This window comes from Paraburkholderia sp. BR10872 (assembly GCF_040965835.1).
In the GTDB taxonomy this organism is placed as follows: domain Bacteria; phylum Pseudomonadota; class Gammaproteobacteria; order Burkholderiales; family Burkholderiaceae; genus Paraburkholderia; species Paraburkholderia nodosa_A.
The window spans coordinates 25453-40110 of sequence record NZ_JBFRCN010000004.1; the positions used below are offsets into that span (position 1 = coordinate 25453).

The 14658-nt window shown below is 64.5% G+C and carries 14 protein-coding genes; 10 read left to right on the top strand and 4 right to left on the bottom strand.

What is annotated here, in order from left to right:
- The first annotated feature begins 3 nt into the window (after positions 1–3).
- Positions 4–234, top strand: a complete 231-nt coding sequence (locus tag AB4Y43_RS04805) for a DUF3717 domain-containing protein (RefSeq protein WP_069264749.1) — start codon at positions 4–6, stop codon at positions 232–234.
- Between the two features lie 103 nt (positions 235–337).
- On the opposite strand, the gene AB4Y43_RS04810 is transcribed toward AB4Y43_RS04805, so the two are convergent.
- Both AB4Y43_RS04810 and phhA read right to left on the bottom strand, forming a co-directional pair.
- The gene (locus tag AB4Y43_RS04810; protein WP_256094713.1) at positions 338–691 is read right to left on the bottom strand and encodes a 4a-hydroxytetrahydrobiopterin dehydratase; all 354 of its coding nucleotides are present in this window, start codon (positions 689–691) and stop codon (positions 338–340) included.
- Between the two features lie 86 nt (positions 692–777).
- Positions 778–1671: a phenylalanine 4-monooxygenase gene (gene phhA / locus AB4Y43_RS04815; protein WP_368727140.1), complete on the bottom strand. Its 894-nt coding sequence runs from the start codon at positions 1669–1671 to the stop codon at positions 778–780.
- 141 nt (positions 1672–1812) lie between these two features.
- Between phhA and AB4Y43_RS04820 the strand changes: the two genes are divergently transcribed.
- On the top strand, positions 1813–2304 hold the full coding sequence (locus AB4Y43_RS04820) for an Lrp/AsnC family transcriptional regulator (protein WP_028203286.1): 492 nt from the start codon (positions 1813–1815) through the stop codon (positions 2302–2304).
- A 58-nt stretch (positions 2305–2362) separates the two neighbouring features.
- On the opposite strand, the gene AB4Y43_RS04825 is transcribed toward AB4Y43_RS04820, so the two are convergent.
- Positions 2363–2887: a class IV adenylate cyclase gene (locus tag AB4Y43_RS04825; RefSeq protein WP_069264482.1), complete on the bottom strand. Its 525-nt coding sequence runs from the start codon at positions 2885–2887 to the stop codon at positions 2363–2365.
- A gap of 205 nt (positions 2888–3092) precedes the next feature.
- On the bottom strand, positions 3093–3980 hold the full coding sequence (locus AB4Y43_RS04830) for a LysR family transcriptional regulator (protein WP_368603732.1): 888 nt from the start codon (positions 3978–3980) through the stop codon (positions 3093–3095).
- A 112-nt stretch (positions 3981–4092) separates the two neighbouring features.
- On the opposite strand from AB4Y43_RS04830, the gene AB4Y43_RS04835 reads away from it, so the two are divergent.
- The 8 genes from AB4Y43_RS04835 to AB4Y43_RS04870 all read left to right on the top strand — a co-directional run bounded on the left by AB4Y43_RS04835 (position 4093) and on the right by AB4Y43_RS04870 (position 14507).
- Positions 4093–5616, top strand: coding sequence for a CoA-acylating methylmalonate-semialdehyde dehydrogenase (locus tag AB4Y43_RS04835; protein ID WP_368727141.1), 1524 nt, complete (start codon positions 4093–4095; stop codon positions 5614–5616).
- A gap of 114 nt (positions 5617–5730) precedes the next feature.
- Positions 5731–7434: a GMC family oxidoreductase gene (locus AB4Y43_RS04840; protein WP_368727142.1), complete on the top strand. Its 1704-nt coding sequence runs from the start codon at positions 5731–5733 to the stop codon at positions 7432–7434.
- Positions 7435–7804: 370 nt separating this feature from the next.
- Positions 7805–8584 carry an ABC transporter ATP-binding protein gene (locus AB4Y43_RS04845; protein WP_028203291.1) on the top strand — a complete coding sequence of 260 codons (780 nt, stop codon included), beginning with the start codon at positions 7805–7807 and terminating at the stop codon, positions 8582–8584.
- Complete coding sequence (locus AB4Y43_RS04850) at positions 8581–9351, top strand: ABC transporter ATP-binding protein (protein WP_368618557.1); 771 nt, start codon at positions 8581–8583, stop codon at positions 9349–9351. Before AB4Y43_RS04845 ends, AB4Y43_RS04850 begins: the two co-directional genes overlap by 4 nt.
- Positions 9352–9468: 117 nt before the next feature.
- Complete coding sequence (locus tag AB4Y43_RS04855; protein ID WP_069264469.1) at positions 9469–10686, top strand: ABC transporter substrate-binding protein; 1218 nt, start codon at positions 9469–9471, stop codon at positions 10684–10686.
- A gap of 108 nt (positions 10687–10794) precedes the next feature.
- Positions 10795–11679 (top strand): branched-chain amino acid ABC transporter permease, encoded by an 885-nt coding sequence (locus AB4Y43_RS04860; protein WP_368603729.1) that lies wholly within the window; start codon positions 10795–10797, stop codon positions 11677–11679.
- Complete coding sequence (locus AB4Y43_RS04865) at positions 11679–12650, top strand: branched-chain amino acid ABC transporter permease (protein WP_069264465.1); 972 nt, start codon at positions 11679–11681, stop codon at positions 12648–12650. Before AB4Y43_RS04860 ends, AB4Y43_RS04865 begins: the two co-directional genes overlap by 1 nt.
- Positions 12651–13340: 690 nt before the next feature.
- Positions 13341–14507 (top strand): ABC transporter substrate-binding protein, encoded by a 1167-nt coding sequence (locus tag AB4Y43_RS04870; protein ID WP_368727143.1) that lies wholly within the window; start codon positions 13341–13343, stop codon positions 14505–14507.
- Positions 14508–14658: the final 151 nt, after the last annotated feature.

Genomic DNA, 14658 nt, shown 5'->3' on the forward strand with positions numbered 1-14658 from the left:
CACATGTCCGATATTTCAATCACCGAACTCGAAGCCGCGATCAACTTCTGGCGCAACCGCTCGCCTTCGATTGGCGATGAACTCGCGTTGTGCCAGGAGGCAAGTGCGCTCTCCAAGCCTTATGCGCTGCTGATTGTACAGCGTCAGAACACCATATCACCGGAACGTTTAGACCCGATTGCCCGCGCTGCCTGGGAGTCTTACGTATCCATCAAGAATAGCCTTCAAAGCTGAAGGTTTGAAGGCCCCGCACCCTGCATTATGCTTTCACGGCGCGCTGTGCGCTCGCTGTGTGCACTCGCCGTGCGCACAGCGTACGCATGATTAGTACCGCTGCTTATGCGCTGAGCGGCCCCGGCGCGATCGAGTCGATGAAGCGCGCGAGTTCGATGTCGCGCGAGGTGAGGCCGTCGGCTTCGTGGGTGGAAAGCGTGATCTCCACACGGTTGTAGACGTTGAACCACTCGGGGTGGTGGTTCATCTCCTGCGCCTTGATGGCGACGCGCGTCATGAAGCCGAACGCTTCGTTGAAGTCGGCGAAGCGGAAATGGCGCTGGATCGCATCGCGGCCGGCGACGGCCTGCCAGCCGCGCAGGTCGGCGAGTTCGGATGCGCGCTCTTCGGATGTGAGTCGGTTGATCATCATTGCACCTGTATTGAGCTTGAGGCCGGGCGTGCGCCGTGAGCCGATCAGCCATTTTTTCACGTATGGGGCACGCGTGCGAGCGCTCGCATCAAGGAACGCGCGCGTGCTGCGGCGCAAAGCCCGCATGTCGTTCAGACGTCGCCGTCGTCGAGCCAGCCCTCGCGCGTGCCGCGCGTGATGATCGTGTCGCTTTGCAGCACGTCGCCGGCTGCGTGCGGCTGCACCGCGATGAGCGCCGCCGGATCAGCCAGACGCGAAGCAATGCCCGCGCCCAGCGCGTCGAAAAGCTGCGCGAACGAGTCGATCACGAAGTAGGTCTTCTGGAACGTGTCGATGCGATAGCGCGTGCGCAGCACGCGGTCGAGGTCGAACGCGAGCCGGTTGGGCGCCGCGCTCTCCACGCTGTATAGCGTCTCGCCCTTGCTCGAGACGATGCCGGCGCCGTAGATCTTCACGCCGTAGGGTGCACTCGGGTCGCGCATCAAGCCGAACTCCACCGTGTACCAGTAGAGCCGCGCGAGCAACGGCAACGCGCGCTCCTCCACGGCGAGCGCAGCGCGGCCATAGGCGTGAATCGCATCGGCGAAAGTGGGGTCGGTGAGCAGAGGGACATGGCCGAACAGGTCGTGGAAGCAGTCGGGTTCCTCCAGATAGTCGAGCTGGTCGGGACGGCGCATCCACCAGGTGACCGGAAAGCGCCGGTTCGCCAGATGCTCGAAGAAGATGCGCTCGGGCACGAGACCCGGCACGGCCACGATGCGCCATCCGGTTGCAGCCATCAGGCGCTCGCTCACCTGCGCGAAGGACGGAACGTGGGCAACGTTCAGGCCGATGCGCAACGCGCCTTCCATGAAGGCGTCGCAGGCGCGGCCTTCGAGCAGGGCGCGCTGGCGCCGGTAGAGCTGGTCCCAGACGGCGTGATCGGCCGCGCCGTAGCGCTCGCGCGGCTGTTCGATCGTGAAATCGGGACGGGTGGTGAGACCCGCGTCGAACTGCTCCTGCAGTTTCGCGGTGGCGGCGACCATGTTCGTAACGCTCCACTAAAAAGGCTTGCTGTCATGCAAGTCTAGAGCGGATGGCGCGCGGCATGTGCGCGTACTCCATGGGTTACGGCTGGCGTATGCAATAATCGAGCGCAATACAGTCAATTAATGCGGACTCCATTCATGCTTGAACTCGACCATTTCGATCTGGCGCTGCTCGACGTGCTGCAGCGCTTTGGCCGCGCCACGCATCAGCAGCTTGGCGAGCAGGTGCCGCTCTCGCCCTCGCAGATCGGCAGGCGGCTGCAGCGCCTCGAGGCGTCAGGGGTGATCGACGGCTATCGCGTGGTGCTGCGGCCCGAAAAACTGGGGCTGGGCGTGACCGCGTTCACGAGCCTCAAGCTCAAGCATCATGGGGATTCGATCATCGAGCAGTTCCAGCAGCAGATCGACGTGCTGCCCGAAGTGCTCGAATGCCATGCCGTGGTGGGGGACGCCGATTATTTGCTGCGCATCGTCGCGCCCGATCTGAACGCGCTCTCGACCTTCGTCATGAAGAAGCTCATGCGCGTGCCCGGCGTGGACAGCGTGCGCTCGAACATCGTGCTCACCACGTTCAAGCGCAACGGGCCGCTGCCGCTCGGGCATCTGGAGCCGGGCGCGCCGGCGGCATGAGTGGCGTGGGAGGGAAGGCGTAGCAGGCCGCAAGGGCCCGCTATGCCAATTGCAGATGTCAGGCCGCGTTGGCCGTATTGAGCAGATCCACGTAAGCCACCGCGACGAGATCGCTTTCGTCCACACCGAGCTTCGCGAACACCGCGTGCGCTTCGGCTTCGCCGCCTTGCTCGTCGTCCTCGGGGCCGAGCACCACCTCCAGTTCGACGAAGTCGCCCAGACCATCCACGCGGTCTAGATGGATGCGCGTGCGGCCCGCCAGATACACGTGGCGCTCCTTCGAGACGATGCCGCGCGTGGTGAGCGCCGTGGCGAGCAGCGAGTGCATGGCCTCGGCATTGGTGACGGGGCTGCGCGTGTAGTACGAGGCCTTTGGGCCGTCGCGGTCGTCGCGCTGATAGAAGATCAGCTCGGGCGGGGTGCCGTCGTCGAACTGACGCAGCTTCAGGCGGCCGCGCGGTACGTCATAGAAGAAGTCCTGCTGGCGAAAGATCAGCGGCGCTTCGGTGGCGAGCTGGGAAGCGCGGTCGCGCAAGGCGTCGAATTGACGGGCGCGGGCTTTGATTTCGATGTTGCGGGCCATGCAAGGCTCCTGTCGAACGAAGAGAACAAGGGGAACGATGGGAGAAGCGGGGAAACGCGCCGCGCAGGGTGAACACACCCGTGGGCGTGCCGAAAACGCGGAGCGGATTCCCAATCTATCAAAACTTGGGCGACAGCGCTGTTACGCGACCAGGCCTGCGCTTACGTCAGACTGAACGGGGCGCGCGCGTCTTCATGAGCGCGGCTCATATCGCCCACTGCGTTTCGATCGACTTCAGTGCCGCCGCGATGGTGGGCTCGTCGCGCCGCGCGGCGAGCGTGATGAAGGTGAGTTCCGTGGGCACCGTCACGCCTTCGACGATGGTGAGCCCGTGCGCGTGGGCTTCGGCGAGGGCCGTGGAATCGCGTGCGAGCGTGAGGCCCACGCCCGACTTCACGAGATCGAGCATCGACGGCTCCTGGTCCACCTCCGCCACCTTCACCGGCTTGGCGTGCGCGGCCTCGAACAGCGTGGTCAGCAGGCGATTGTGCGCGGAGGCGGGCGGAGTCCAGATCCATGGCAGCGCGGCAAGTGCGCGCCAGTCGCGCGCATCCTTCACGCGGTCTTTCCAGCCTGCCGGCGCGAGCACGCGGTACTGGAAGCGCGTGAGCGTGATGGCGTGGAAGGTGTCGGGGTCGGGCACGGGCTGGCCGATGTAGTAGCCCACGTCGAGTTCGCGCGAGCGCACCTGGTCGAGCACCCAGCCCGACATACCGTGGCGCAGCGCCGTTTCGATCTGCGGCCAGGTTTCGACGAGCTGGCGCAGAAAGCCGCCGAGGCGCAGGAACGCCGGATCGAGAATGGTGCCGATGCGCAAGCGCCCGCGGACTTCGTGCCGCAGCGCAGCAGCGGCGCGCTGGACGTCGCCGGCGGCGGCGAGCGCGCGTTCGGCGTGCGGCAGCAGCGCCTGGCCGTCGCGCGTGAGCGCGAGCCCGTGCGAGGTGCGAGTGAAGAGCGCGATGCCCAGCGCCTCCTGCAAATGCTTGATCTGCAGGCTCACGGCCGGCTGCGTGAGATGCAAATGGGTGGCCGCGCGCGTGAGGTTGCCCTCGCGCGCAACCGTGACAAACGCTCGGAGCAAGGTCAGGTCCATATCCTGATATTAAACCGCCTTATATCGCTGATGAGCATTAATCATTGGATCGCGCCCCAGCCTCGCGATTACGCTAGTTGGATCGAGGCTTCACGACAAAAGAGGCACACCCATGGGCGAGACACATCGAAACGAAGCCGGCGTCCGCATGCTGACCCACTTCGTCAACGGCAAGCCGCTGGCGGGAACGAGCGAGCGTCATGGCGACGTTTTCAATCCGGCGTTCGGCAAAGTGAGCGCGCGCGTGCCGCTCGCCACCGTGGCGGAGGTCGACGCCGCCGTTGCCGCCGCGCAGGCAGCCTTTCCCGCGTGGGCGGAAATGGCGCCCATCAAGCGCGCGCGCATTCTCTTCAAGTTCAAGGATCTGCTCGACCAGCATCACGACGAACTCGCCGAACTCATTACGCGCGAACACGGCAAGGTGTTCTCCGACGCCAAGGGCGAGGTGATGCGCGGCATCGAGGTGGTCGAGTTCGCGTGCGGCATTCCCAATCTGCTGAAGACCGATTTCACCGACCAGATCGGCGGGGGCATCGACAACTGGAATCTGCGCCAGCCGCTGGGCGTCGTCGCCGGCATCACGCCGTTCAACTTCCCGATGATGGTGCCGTGCTGGATGTTCCCGATCGCGCTCGCTTGCGGCAACACGTTCGTGCTGAAGCCTTCGGAGCGCGATCCTTCCGCTTCGGTGCGGCTTGCCGAACTGCTCAAGGAAGCGGGGCTGCCCGACGGCGTGTTCAACGTCGTGCATGGCGACAAGGTGGCCGTGGACGCGCTGCTTGCGCATCCGGACGTCACCGCGCTGTCGTTCGTCGGCTCGACGCCGATCGCGGAGTACATCTACACGGAAGGCACGAGACACGGCAAGCGTGTGCAGGCGCTGGGCGGCGCGAAGAATCACCTCGTCGTGATGCCCGACGCGGACCTCGACCAGGCCGTCGACGCGCTGATCGGTGCGGCCTATGGCTCGGCCGGCGAGCGCTGCATGGCGATTTCGGTGGCGGTGGCCGTGGGCCATATCGCCGACGAACTCGTCGAGCGGCTCACGCCGCGCGTGAAGGCGCTGCAGATCGGCAGCGGCATGGACGGCGCCTCGGAAATGGGGCCGCTCGTCACGGGCGTACATCGCGCGAAAGTGCAGGGCTATATCGAGGCCGGCGTGGCGGCGGGCGCGAAGCTCGTCGTGGACGGGCGCGGCCACAAGGTGGATGGTCATGAGGAGGGCTTCTTCCTCGGCGGCACGCTGTTCGACGACGTGAAGACCGACATGACGATCTACAAGGAAGAGATCTTCGGTCCGGTGCTGTCGGTCGTGCGCGTGCCCGATTTCGCGAGCGCCGTCGAGTTGATCAACGCACACGAATTCGCCAACGGCGTGTCGTGCTACACCTCGGACGGCGGCGTCGCGCGCGCCTTCTCGCGCCAGATCAAGGTGGGCATGGTCGGCATCAACGTGCCGATTCCGGTGCCGATGGCGTGGCACTCGTTCGGCGGCTGGAAGCGCTCGCTGTTCGGCGACCACCATGCCTACGGCGAGGAAGGCGTGCGCTTCTACACGCGCTACAAGAGCATCATGCAACGCTGGCCCGACAGCATCGCCAAGGGCGCGGAGTTCACCATGCCGGTGGCGAAGTAGGCGGCCGGGAGCCGGGCGGTTCGAAAGGAATCCGAAGCGTTCGATGCCGTCCGGCGCAGTAATCGCAGTCCAAAAATACAACATAAAGAGAGCAGTCATCGCTGGAGACACATCATGCCTGCACCGAGCGAAGCTCAGGCCGCGCGCCGCCTCGAAGGCGAATTCGACTACGTGATCGTTGGCGCGGGCACCGCGGGCTGCGTGCTCGCCAATCGCCTGACCGAAGACGCGGACGTTTCCGTCCTGCTCATCGAGGCGGGCGGCGCGGACGACTATCACTGGATCCACATTCCCGTGGGCTACCTGTATTGCATCGGCAATCCGCGCACGGACTGGCTCTACAAGACCGCCGCCGAAAAAGGCCTCAACGGCCGCTCGCTTTCGTACCCGCGCGGGCGCGTGCTGGGCGGTTCGTCGTCGATCAACGGCATGATCTACATGCGCGGCCAGCGCGAAGACTACGACAACTGGGCGCGCGAGACCGGCGATTCCGGCTGGTCGTGGGACAGCGTGCTGCCCGTGTTCCGTCGCAGCGAAGATCATCACGGCGGCGCGAGCGAGTTTCACGGCGCGGGCGGCCAATGGCGCGTGGAGAAGCAGCGTCTGCACTGGCAGATTCTCGAATCGTTCGCGCGCGCCGCGCAGGAGCAGGGCATTGCCGCCACCGACGACTTCAATCGCGGCGACAACAGCGGCGTGGGCTATTTCGAAGTGAACCAGAAGCGCGGCGTGCGCTGGAATGCGTCGAAGGCGTTCTTGCGCGCGGCGATGAAGCGGCCCAACCTCACGGTCGTCACCGGCGCGCTCACGCAGCGGGTGATCTTCGAAGGCAAGCGCTGCGTGGGCGTGGAGTATCGCGGCGACGTCGACTACGTCGCGCGGGCACGTTGTGAAGTGATCCTCAGCGCCGGTGCCGTGAATTCGCCGCAATTGCTCGAGCTTTCCGGCATCGGCGACGCTGCCCGGCTCGCGCAGCTCGGCATTGGCGTCGTGCACGATCTGCGCGGTGTGGGCGAGAACCTTCAGGACCATCTGCAATTGCGCATGGCGTTTCGCGTGAACGGCGTGCGTACGCTCAACACGGCCTCCGCGCACTGGTGGGGCAAGCTGATGATCGGCATGCAGTACGCGTTCTTCCAGAGCGGGCCCATGTCGATGGCGCCCTCGCAGCTCGGTGCATTCGCGAAATCGGACCCGAGCGATCCCACGCTCACGCGGCCCGACCTCCAGTATCACGTGCAGCCGCTTTCGCTCGACCGCTTCGGCGAGCCGCTGCATCGCTTCAACGCGTTCACCGCCTCGGTGTGCAACCTGCGGCCCACGTCGCGCGGCAGCATCCACGCCGTGTCGGCGGACCCGTCGCAGCCGCCTGCGATCGCGCCCAATTATCTGTCGACCGATCGCGACCTGCGCGTGGCGGCCAACGCGATACGGCTCACGCGGCGCATCGCGGCTTCGGGCGCGCTCGCGCGCTACCAGCCGCATGAGATTCTGCCGGGGCTCGCGTTCCAGACTGAGGAGCAGCTGCGCGAGGCGGCGGGCAATGTCGGCACGACGATTTTTCATCCCGTCGGCACCTGCCGCATGGGCCGCGCCGACGACCCCGACGCCGTGGTCGACGCGCGCCTGCGTGTGCGCGGCGTGGAGGGCCTGCGTGTGGTGGACGCCTCGGTCATGCCGACCATTACCTCGGGAAACACGAATTCGCCGACGCTGATGATCGCGGAGCGCGCCGCCGAGATGCTGCGCGCCGACCGCCGCGAGGGTGCGCGTGCGCAAACGGAGGCCGCCGCCGGTGTCACGCTGACGACCGCCTGAGGGCATGGAGCGACGCGCAAGATGGCGTCGATTCGAAGACTATGTGGGACGAGAGCGCAAGCGCTTCCGCTCGCGTGCTTTTGTACGTCTGTGAGTTTCGGGTTTGCGGTGATCGTGCGCCTAACATGTGGGCATCTTTCTTCGTACTGTCGTCAACTTCCGGTTGTAATGTTCGCTGTCCTTGTGGCGCTCCCTTAAGTGCAAATCCCAATGATTGCGCTGCATCATTGGCGAGACAATGACGCGAAAGTCGGCAGGCGCGCGTTGCGCGCATCGGGAGGCGCGCCGCCACGTCCGCGCCGGACCTCACCGTGCACCACGAGTCACGGACGGTCTGCAGTGTTACGCCTTACCACGCTCGGAAGGGGACATGATTCTCGGCGACACGATTCTGGAGACGCGCGACCTCACGAAACAGTTCAAGGGCTTTACGGCCGTGAACGGCGTGAACCTGCGCGTGTGCCGCGGCTCGATCCATGCACTGATCGGACCGAACGGCGCAGGCAAGACCACCTGCTTCAATCTCCTCACCAAATTCCTCGTGCCCAGCGCGGGGCGCATCGTTTTCAACGGCATCGACATTACGCATGAGCGGCCCGCGCAGATCGCGCGGCGCGGCATCATCCGCTCGTTCCAGATTTCGGCCGTATTTCCGCACCTCACGGCGCTCCAGAACGTGCGCGTGGGGCTGCAGCGCTCGCTCGGCACCGCCTACCACTTCTGGAAGAGCGAACGCACGCTCGCTGAGCTCAACGATCGCGCGATGGATCTGCTCACGCAGGTGGGCCTCACCGATTTCGCCGATGTGCCCACGGTGGAGCTCGCCTATGGCCGCAAGCGCGCGTTGGAAATCGCCACGACGCTCGCGATGGAGCCCGAGCTGATGCTGCTCGACGAACCGACCCAGGGCATGGGCCACGAAGACGTGGACCGCGTGACGGCGCTCATCAAGAAAGTATCGAGCGGGCGCACGATCCTCATGGTCGAGCACAACATGAACGTGATTGCCGGCATCTCCGACACCATCACGGTGCTTCAGCGCGGCGAGGTGCTCGCCGAAGGCAGCTACGCCGAAGTCTCGAAGAACCCGCTCGTCGCCGAGGCCTATATGGGCAGTGCGGACGCTGCCCTTACGGGGGCGCACGCATGAATACGGTCACCGAACGCGAAACGACTGCGGCCGCCGGCGCGACCGAGAGCGCGAAGGCGCTGGAGATTACGGGGCTGCAGGCGTGGTATGGCGAGTCGCACATCCTGCACGGCGTGGATCTGTCCGTCGGGCGCGGCGAGGTCGTGACACTGCTCGGGCGCAACGGCGCGGGGCGCACGACGACGCTGCGCGCCATCATGGGGCTCACCGGCCGGCGCACGGGCTCGATCCGGATTGGCGGGCGCGAGACCATCCAGATGCCCACCTATCGCATCGCGCACTGCGGCGTGGGGTATTGCCCCGAGGAACGCGGCATTTTCGCGAGTCTCTCGTGCGAAGAGAATCTGCTCCTGCCGCCGCACATCGGCACGAAAGGGGCGAAGTTGGCGCAGGGCATGTCGCTCGACGAGATCTACGCGATGTTTCCCAATCTCGCCGAACGGCGCAACAGCCAGGGCACACGGCTTTCCGGTGGCGAGCAGCAGATGCTCGCCGTGGCGCGCATCCTGCGCACGGGCGCGAACCTGCTGCTGCTCGACGAGATATCCGAAGGGCTGGCGCCGGTGATCGTTCAAACGCTCGCGCGCATGATCCTCACGCTGAAGTCGCGCGGCTACACGATCGTGATGGTCGAGCAGAACTTCCGCTTTGCGGCGCCGCTCGCGGACCGCTTTTACGTGATGGAGCACGGGCGTATCGTCGAGCACTTCGGCACTGCCGAACTCGAGGGAAAGATGCCGGTGCTGCACGACCTGCTGGGCGTTTAATTTTTTGGTCTGGTTTTGCGCGCGACGTGAGCGTGAGATGAGCGCCGCGCGAATCGCTTTGCCTCCGATGTTCATGGAGTATTCCTGATAATTATGCAACCAAGGAAGGAGACTGCAATGAAGAAAACCACGTTCGCGCGGCTCGCGGGCCTTTTTGCCGCCTCGGCAGCTGCGATGGCGTTCAGCGCGGGGAGCGCGCAGGCCGCCGACGACGCGGTGAAGATCGGCTTCATCACGGACATGTCCGGCCTTTACGCCGACGACGACGGCCAGGGCGGCCTCACGGCGATCAAGATGGCGGTCGCGGACTTCGGCGGCAAGGTGCTCGGCAAGCCGATCCAGATCGAGTACGCCGATCACCAGAACAAGGCCGATATCGCCGCTTCGAAGGCGCGCGAATGGTTCGACCGTGACGGGCTCACCATGCTGCTCGGCGGCACGAACTCGGCGACGGCGCTGGCGATGAACCAGGTCGCGCAAGAGAAGAAGAAGGTGTACTTCAACACGGGCGCGGGCACGGACGCCCTGACGAACGAGCAGTGCACGCCGTACACGGTCCACTACGGCTATGACACGGTCGCGCTCGCGAAGGGCACGGGCCTCGCGGTGCTCAAGCAGGGCGGCAAGAGCTGGTTCTTCCTGACCGCAGACTACGCGTTCGGCAAGTCGCTCGAGAAGAACACCGCGGACGTCGTGAAGGCGAACGGCGGTCAGGTGCTCGGCGAAGTACGCCATCCGCTTTCGGCGTCGGACTTCTCGTCGTTCCTGCTGCAGGCGCAAGCCTCGAAGGCGCAGATCCTCGGCCTCGCGAACGCGGGTGGCGACACGGTCAACGCGATCAAGGCCGCGAAGGAATTCGGCATCAACAAGACGATGAAGACCGCGGCGCTGCTGATGTTCCTGCCCGACGTGCACAGCCTTGGGCTCGACACCACGCAGGGCCTCGTGCTGACGACCGGCTGGTACTGGGACCAGAACGACGACACGCGCAAGTGGGCGCAGCGCTACTTCGACCAGACGAAGAAGATGCCGTCCGAACTGCAGGCGGCTGACTATTCGGCGGTGACGAACTATCTGAAGGCGGTGCAGGCGGCCGGCACGACGGACTCCGACAAGGTCATGGAGCAGCTCAAGAAGACCAAGGTCAACGACTTCTATACCAAGGGCGGCTACATCCGCCAGGACGGCGTGCTGATCCACGACATGTATCTCGTCGAAGTGAAGAAGCCGTCGGAGTCGAAGAAGCCGTGGGACTACTACAAGGTGCTGCAGACGATCCCGGGCGAGCAGGCCTATACGACGAAGCAGGAGAGCAAGTGCGCGCTGTGGAAGTAAGCGCGAGCGCGTAAATGCTGCAGTCGGATGCCGCGCCCGGCGCCCCGAGGTGGGTGCGCCGGGCGCGGCATGATTGCGTAATCCGTTAATGCATTCATGGCGGCTCTCATGACGATTTTTGGCATTCCGCTTCCGGCAATGCTGAGCCAGTTGCTGCTCGGGCTCGTGAACGGCTCGTTCTACGCGATCTTGAGCCTCGGTCTCGCAGTGATCTTCGGCATGCTCAACGTGATCAACTTCGCCCACGGCGCGTTGTTCATGCTGGGCGCGATGCTCACGTGGATGGGGCTCGCGTACTTCGATCTGCCGTACTGGGCGATGCTCGTCGTCGCTCCACTCGTGGTCGGCCTCTTCGGCGTCGTGATCGAGCGCTCCATGCTGCGCTGGCTTTATAAGCTCGATCATCTGTACGGACTCCTGCTCACTTTCGGCCTCACGCTCGTGGTGGAGGGCGTGTTCCGCTCGATCTACGGCTCGTCGGGGCAGCCCTATGATGTGCCCGGCCTGCTCGCCGGCGCGACCAATCTCGGCTTCATGTATTTGCCCAACTACCGCGCCTGGGTGGTGGTGGCTTCGCTTGCCGTGTGTTTCGCGACCTGGTTCGTGATCGAAAAGACACGCCTTGGCGCGTATCTGCGCGCGGGCACGGAGAACCCCAAGCTCGTCGAGGCGTTCGGCATCAACGTGCCGCTCATGATCACGCTCACCTACGGCTTCGGCGTCGCACTCGCGGCGTTTGCGGGCGTGCTCGCCGCGCCCGTGATCCAGGTCTCGCCGCTCATGGGCCAGCCGATGATCATCACTGTATTCGCCGTGGTCGTGATCGGCGGCATGGGCTCGATCATGGGCTCGATCCTCACCGGCCTCATGCTCGGCGTGATCGAAGGCTTCACACGGGTCTTCTGGCCCGAGGCCTCTGCGACCGTGGTGTTCGTAATCATGGCGATCGTGCTGCTGATTCGCCCCGCTGGTCTCTTCGGCAAGGAACGATGATGCAAAGAAAAGCGCTCTATGGTTTGTTGCTGATCGGGCTGATCGTCGCGCCGTTCGCCGGCGCCTATCCGCTCTTCGTGATGAAGGTGCTCTGCTTCGCCCTGTTCGCCGCGGCGTTCAACCTGCTGATCGGCTACACGGGCCTGCTTTCGTTCGGCCATGCGATGTTTCTCGCGAGCGCGGGCTACACGGCTGGCTATGCGATCCAGTCGCTCAACTTCACGCCCGAGGTGGGCGTGCTCGCGGGCACGGCGGTGGCCACCGTCCTCGGGCTCGTGGTAGGCATTTTCGCGATTCGCCGGCAGGGCATCTACTTCTCCATGGTCACGCTCGCGCTCGCGCAAATGGTCTACTTCGTGTTCCTGCAGGCGCCGTTCACGCACGGCGAAGACGGTCTGCAAGGCGTGCCGCGCGGCAAGCTGTTCGGCGTGCTTTCGCTCGGTTCCGATCTCTCGCTCTACTACGTCGTGCTCGTCGTGATGGTGCTCGCGTTCGGTCTGATCGTGCGCATCGTGCATTCGCCGTTCGGGCAGGTACTCGTGGCGATCAAGGAGAACGAGCCGCGCGCCGTCTCGCTCGGCTACGACACCGACCGCTTCAAGCTGCTCGCGTTCGTGTTGTCGGCGGGGCTCGCGGGTCTGGCCGGCGCGCTCAAGGTGCTCGTACTCGGCTTCGAGACGCTCGGCGACGCGTACTGGACCATGTCCGGCCTCGTGATCCTCATGACGCTCGTGGGCGGCATGGGCACGCTGTTCGGGCCGCTGCTCGGCGCGACGCTGATCGTCGCGCTGGAGGACCGGCTGGGCGACATCGGCACGGCGCTCGCGAGAGGGACGGGCGTGGAGTGGTTCCGCTCACTCGGTGAGTCCACAACGATCGTCACGGGCATCATCTTCATTGCCTGCGTGCTGGCGTTCCGGCGCGGCATAGTCGGCGAGGTCGTGGCGCGCGTGCGGCCCTTGCGCGCTTGACGAACTGGCGTGCCAGGACTGCTCTGCACTGCGATAGAATGATCGCCGGTCGGCGCGAGCTGGCATAGCCCGCGCAAGGACGTCGCGCTGCGGCATCCCGCAGCGCCCCGTTGTGCGACAAACCTGTGGCGCCACGCCCCATTTCGGTGCCGCACTGCACCACTAGGGTAAATGCTAGTTGCTGCAGAGGGGGGTGAAGTTTAAAGTTGCGCTTAGTTCTGATGCACCGAATTTGCAGGTGGAGAACGAGGAGACAACTGAGGCACCAAGTGCCCGGACAAGGAAGCGCTGTTGGATGAGAGTCCAACAGCGCTTTTTATATTTCTACGCCTGTTTTCAACGGCGAGCCGATTATCTTTTTTCCGTTGCGAGGCATGCGACTTACGCTGCTTCGTACGCACCGATTATCCCTTCCCGTATTACGCAAACCAGCCGCGCGGCAGTACTTTGCCCACTGCACAAGCGTTTGCGCATTACGCAAAAGGCGCGCGCAATCCTGCTCATTGTAAGCAGATGGAAAGCGCTTGCCATCCGAATACGCAGACCGCTACACTCGCCAATCACCGACCATGCGGTCAGCATTTTTGCGTTGATTTCCCGCAGACGATTATCGGTTGGACTATGAGGTGATCGGCCGCGGTGCGCCACAAATCCGTAGCAATAAAGAAAACGAATATAGAAGGAGTGGAGATGCAGTTGGTTTTGCGTTGGATGGGGGCGGCTTGCGTCGCGACCGGGGTGCTCGCGGCGACGGCCGGCGGGGCGTATGCAGATGTGAAGATCGGAGTGACGCTGTCGGCGACGGGGCCGGCTGCCTCGCTCGGGATTCCGGAAAAGAACACGGTTGCGCTGCTGCCGAAGGAAATCGCGGGCCAGAAAGTCGATTACATCGTGCTCGACGACGCCACCGATTCCACGCAGGCGGTGAAGAACGCGCGCAAGCTCACAAGCGAAGATCACGTCGACGCCTTGATCGGCTCGACTGTCGTGCCGAACTCGCTCGCCATGATCGACGTGGCCGCGGAAACGTCCACGCCGATGATCTCGATGGCCGCAGCGGCATCCATCGTCGAACCGATGGATGCCAAGCGCTCATGGGTCTTCAAGACGCCGCAGAACGACGCGCTGATGGCCGGCGCCATCGCGCAGCACATGGCCGCGCACGGCGTGAAGACGGTGGCCTTCATCGGCTTCGCAGACGCCTATGGCGAGAGCTGGTACAAGGAATTCAGCGCGGCCGCTTCGAAACAGAACATCAAGGTCGTCGCGAACGAACGCTTCGCGCGTAACGATGCCTCGGTCACGGGCCAGGTGCTCAAGATGATCTCGCAGCACCCCGACGCGGTGCTCATCGCGGGTGCGGGCACGCCGGCCGCGCTGCCGCAGAAAACGCTCAAGGAGCGCGGCTACGCGGGCAAGTACTACCAGACCCACGGCGTGGCCAACAACGACTTCCTGCGCGTGTGCGGCAAGGACTGCGACGGCACATACCTACCGGCAGGGCCGCTGCTTGTCGCCGATCAATTGCCTGACTCGAATCCCGTGAAGCAATCGGCGCTTGCGTACAAGGCCGCGTATGAAAAGGCCTATGGCGCAGGCTCGATTTCGACGTTCGGCGGTCACGCGTGGGACGCGGGCCTCCTGCTCCAGCACGCGATTCCGGTCGCGCTGAAAGCGGGTCAGCCGGGCTCGAAGGCCTTCCGCGAAGCGCTGCGCGCCGCGCTTGAAAACTCGCACGACGTGGCAGGCGCGCACGGCATCTTCACCATGAGCGCGACGGATCACGCGGGTCTCGACCAGCGTGCCCGCGTGATGGTGGAGATCGTCGGCGGCAAGTGGAAACTCGCCGGCGATTGAGCGCCGGTTGAATGACGCACGAAACACGAAAAAGGCACGCTCGATCGAGGTGCCTTTTTTGTTGCCGTGACAACGGCTTTGCAGCAGTAGGGGAGCAGGCGACAAAGCGGAGAGCGCCCCCTGGCGCGCGGCGGCTTGTGCGGCGCCGCAG

Coding starts and splice junctions, on each gene's coding strand:
- AB4Y43_RS04845 (WP_028203291.1), top strand. CDS start 7,805: ATGATTCTCGGCGACACGATTCTGGAGACGCGCGACCTCACGAAACAG.
- AB4Y43_RS04825 (WP_069264482.1), bottom strand. CDS start 2,887: ATGGCCCGCAACATCGAAATCAAAGCCCGCGCCCGTCAATTCGACGCC.
- AB4Y43_RS04850 (WP_368618557.1), top strand. CDS start 8,581: ATGAATACGGTCACCGAACGCGAAACGACTGCGGCCGCCGGCGCGACC.
- AB4Y43_RS04860 (WP_368603729.1), top strand. CDS start 10,795: ATGACGATTTTTGGCATTCCGCTTCCGGCAATGCTGAGCCAGTTGCTG.
- AB4Y43_RS04835 (WP_368727141.1), top strand. CDS start 4,093: ATGGGCGAGACACATCGAAACGAAGCCGGCGTCCGCATGCTGACCCAC.
- AB4Y43_RS04805 (WP_069264749.1), top strand. CDS start 4: ATGTCCGATATTTCAATCACCGAACTCGAAGCCGCGATCAACTTCTGG.
- AB4Y43_RS04855 (WP_069264469.1), top strand. CDS start 9,469: ATGAAGAAAACCACGTTCGCGCGGCTCGCGGGCCTTTTTGCCGCCTCG.
- AB4Y43_RS04870 (WP_368727143.1), top strand. CDS start 13,341: ATGCAGTTGGTTTTGCGTTGGATGGGGGCGGCTTGCGTCGCGACCGGG.
- phhA (WP_368727140.1), bottom strand. CDS start 1,671: ATGGTCGCCGCCACCGCGAAACTGCAGGAGCAGTTCGACGCGGGTCTC.
- AB4Y43_RS04865 (WP_069264465.1), top strand. CDS start 11,679: ATGCAAAGAAAAGCGCTCTATGGTTTGTTGCTGATCGGGCTGATCGTC.
- AB4Y43_RS04830 (WP_368603732.1), bottom strand. CDS start 3,980: ATGGACCTGACCTTGCTCCGAGCGTTTGTCACGGTTGCGCGCGAGGGC.
- AB4Y43_RS04820 (WP_028203286.1), top strand. CDS start 1,813: ATGCTTGAACTCGACCATTTCGATCTGGCGCTGCTCGACGTGCTGCAG.
- AB4Y43_RS04840 (WP_368727142.1), top strand. CDS start 5,731: ATGCCTGCACCGAGCGAAGCTCAGGCCGCGCGCCGCCTCGAAGGCGAA.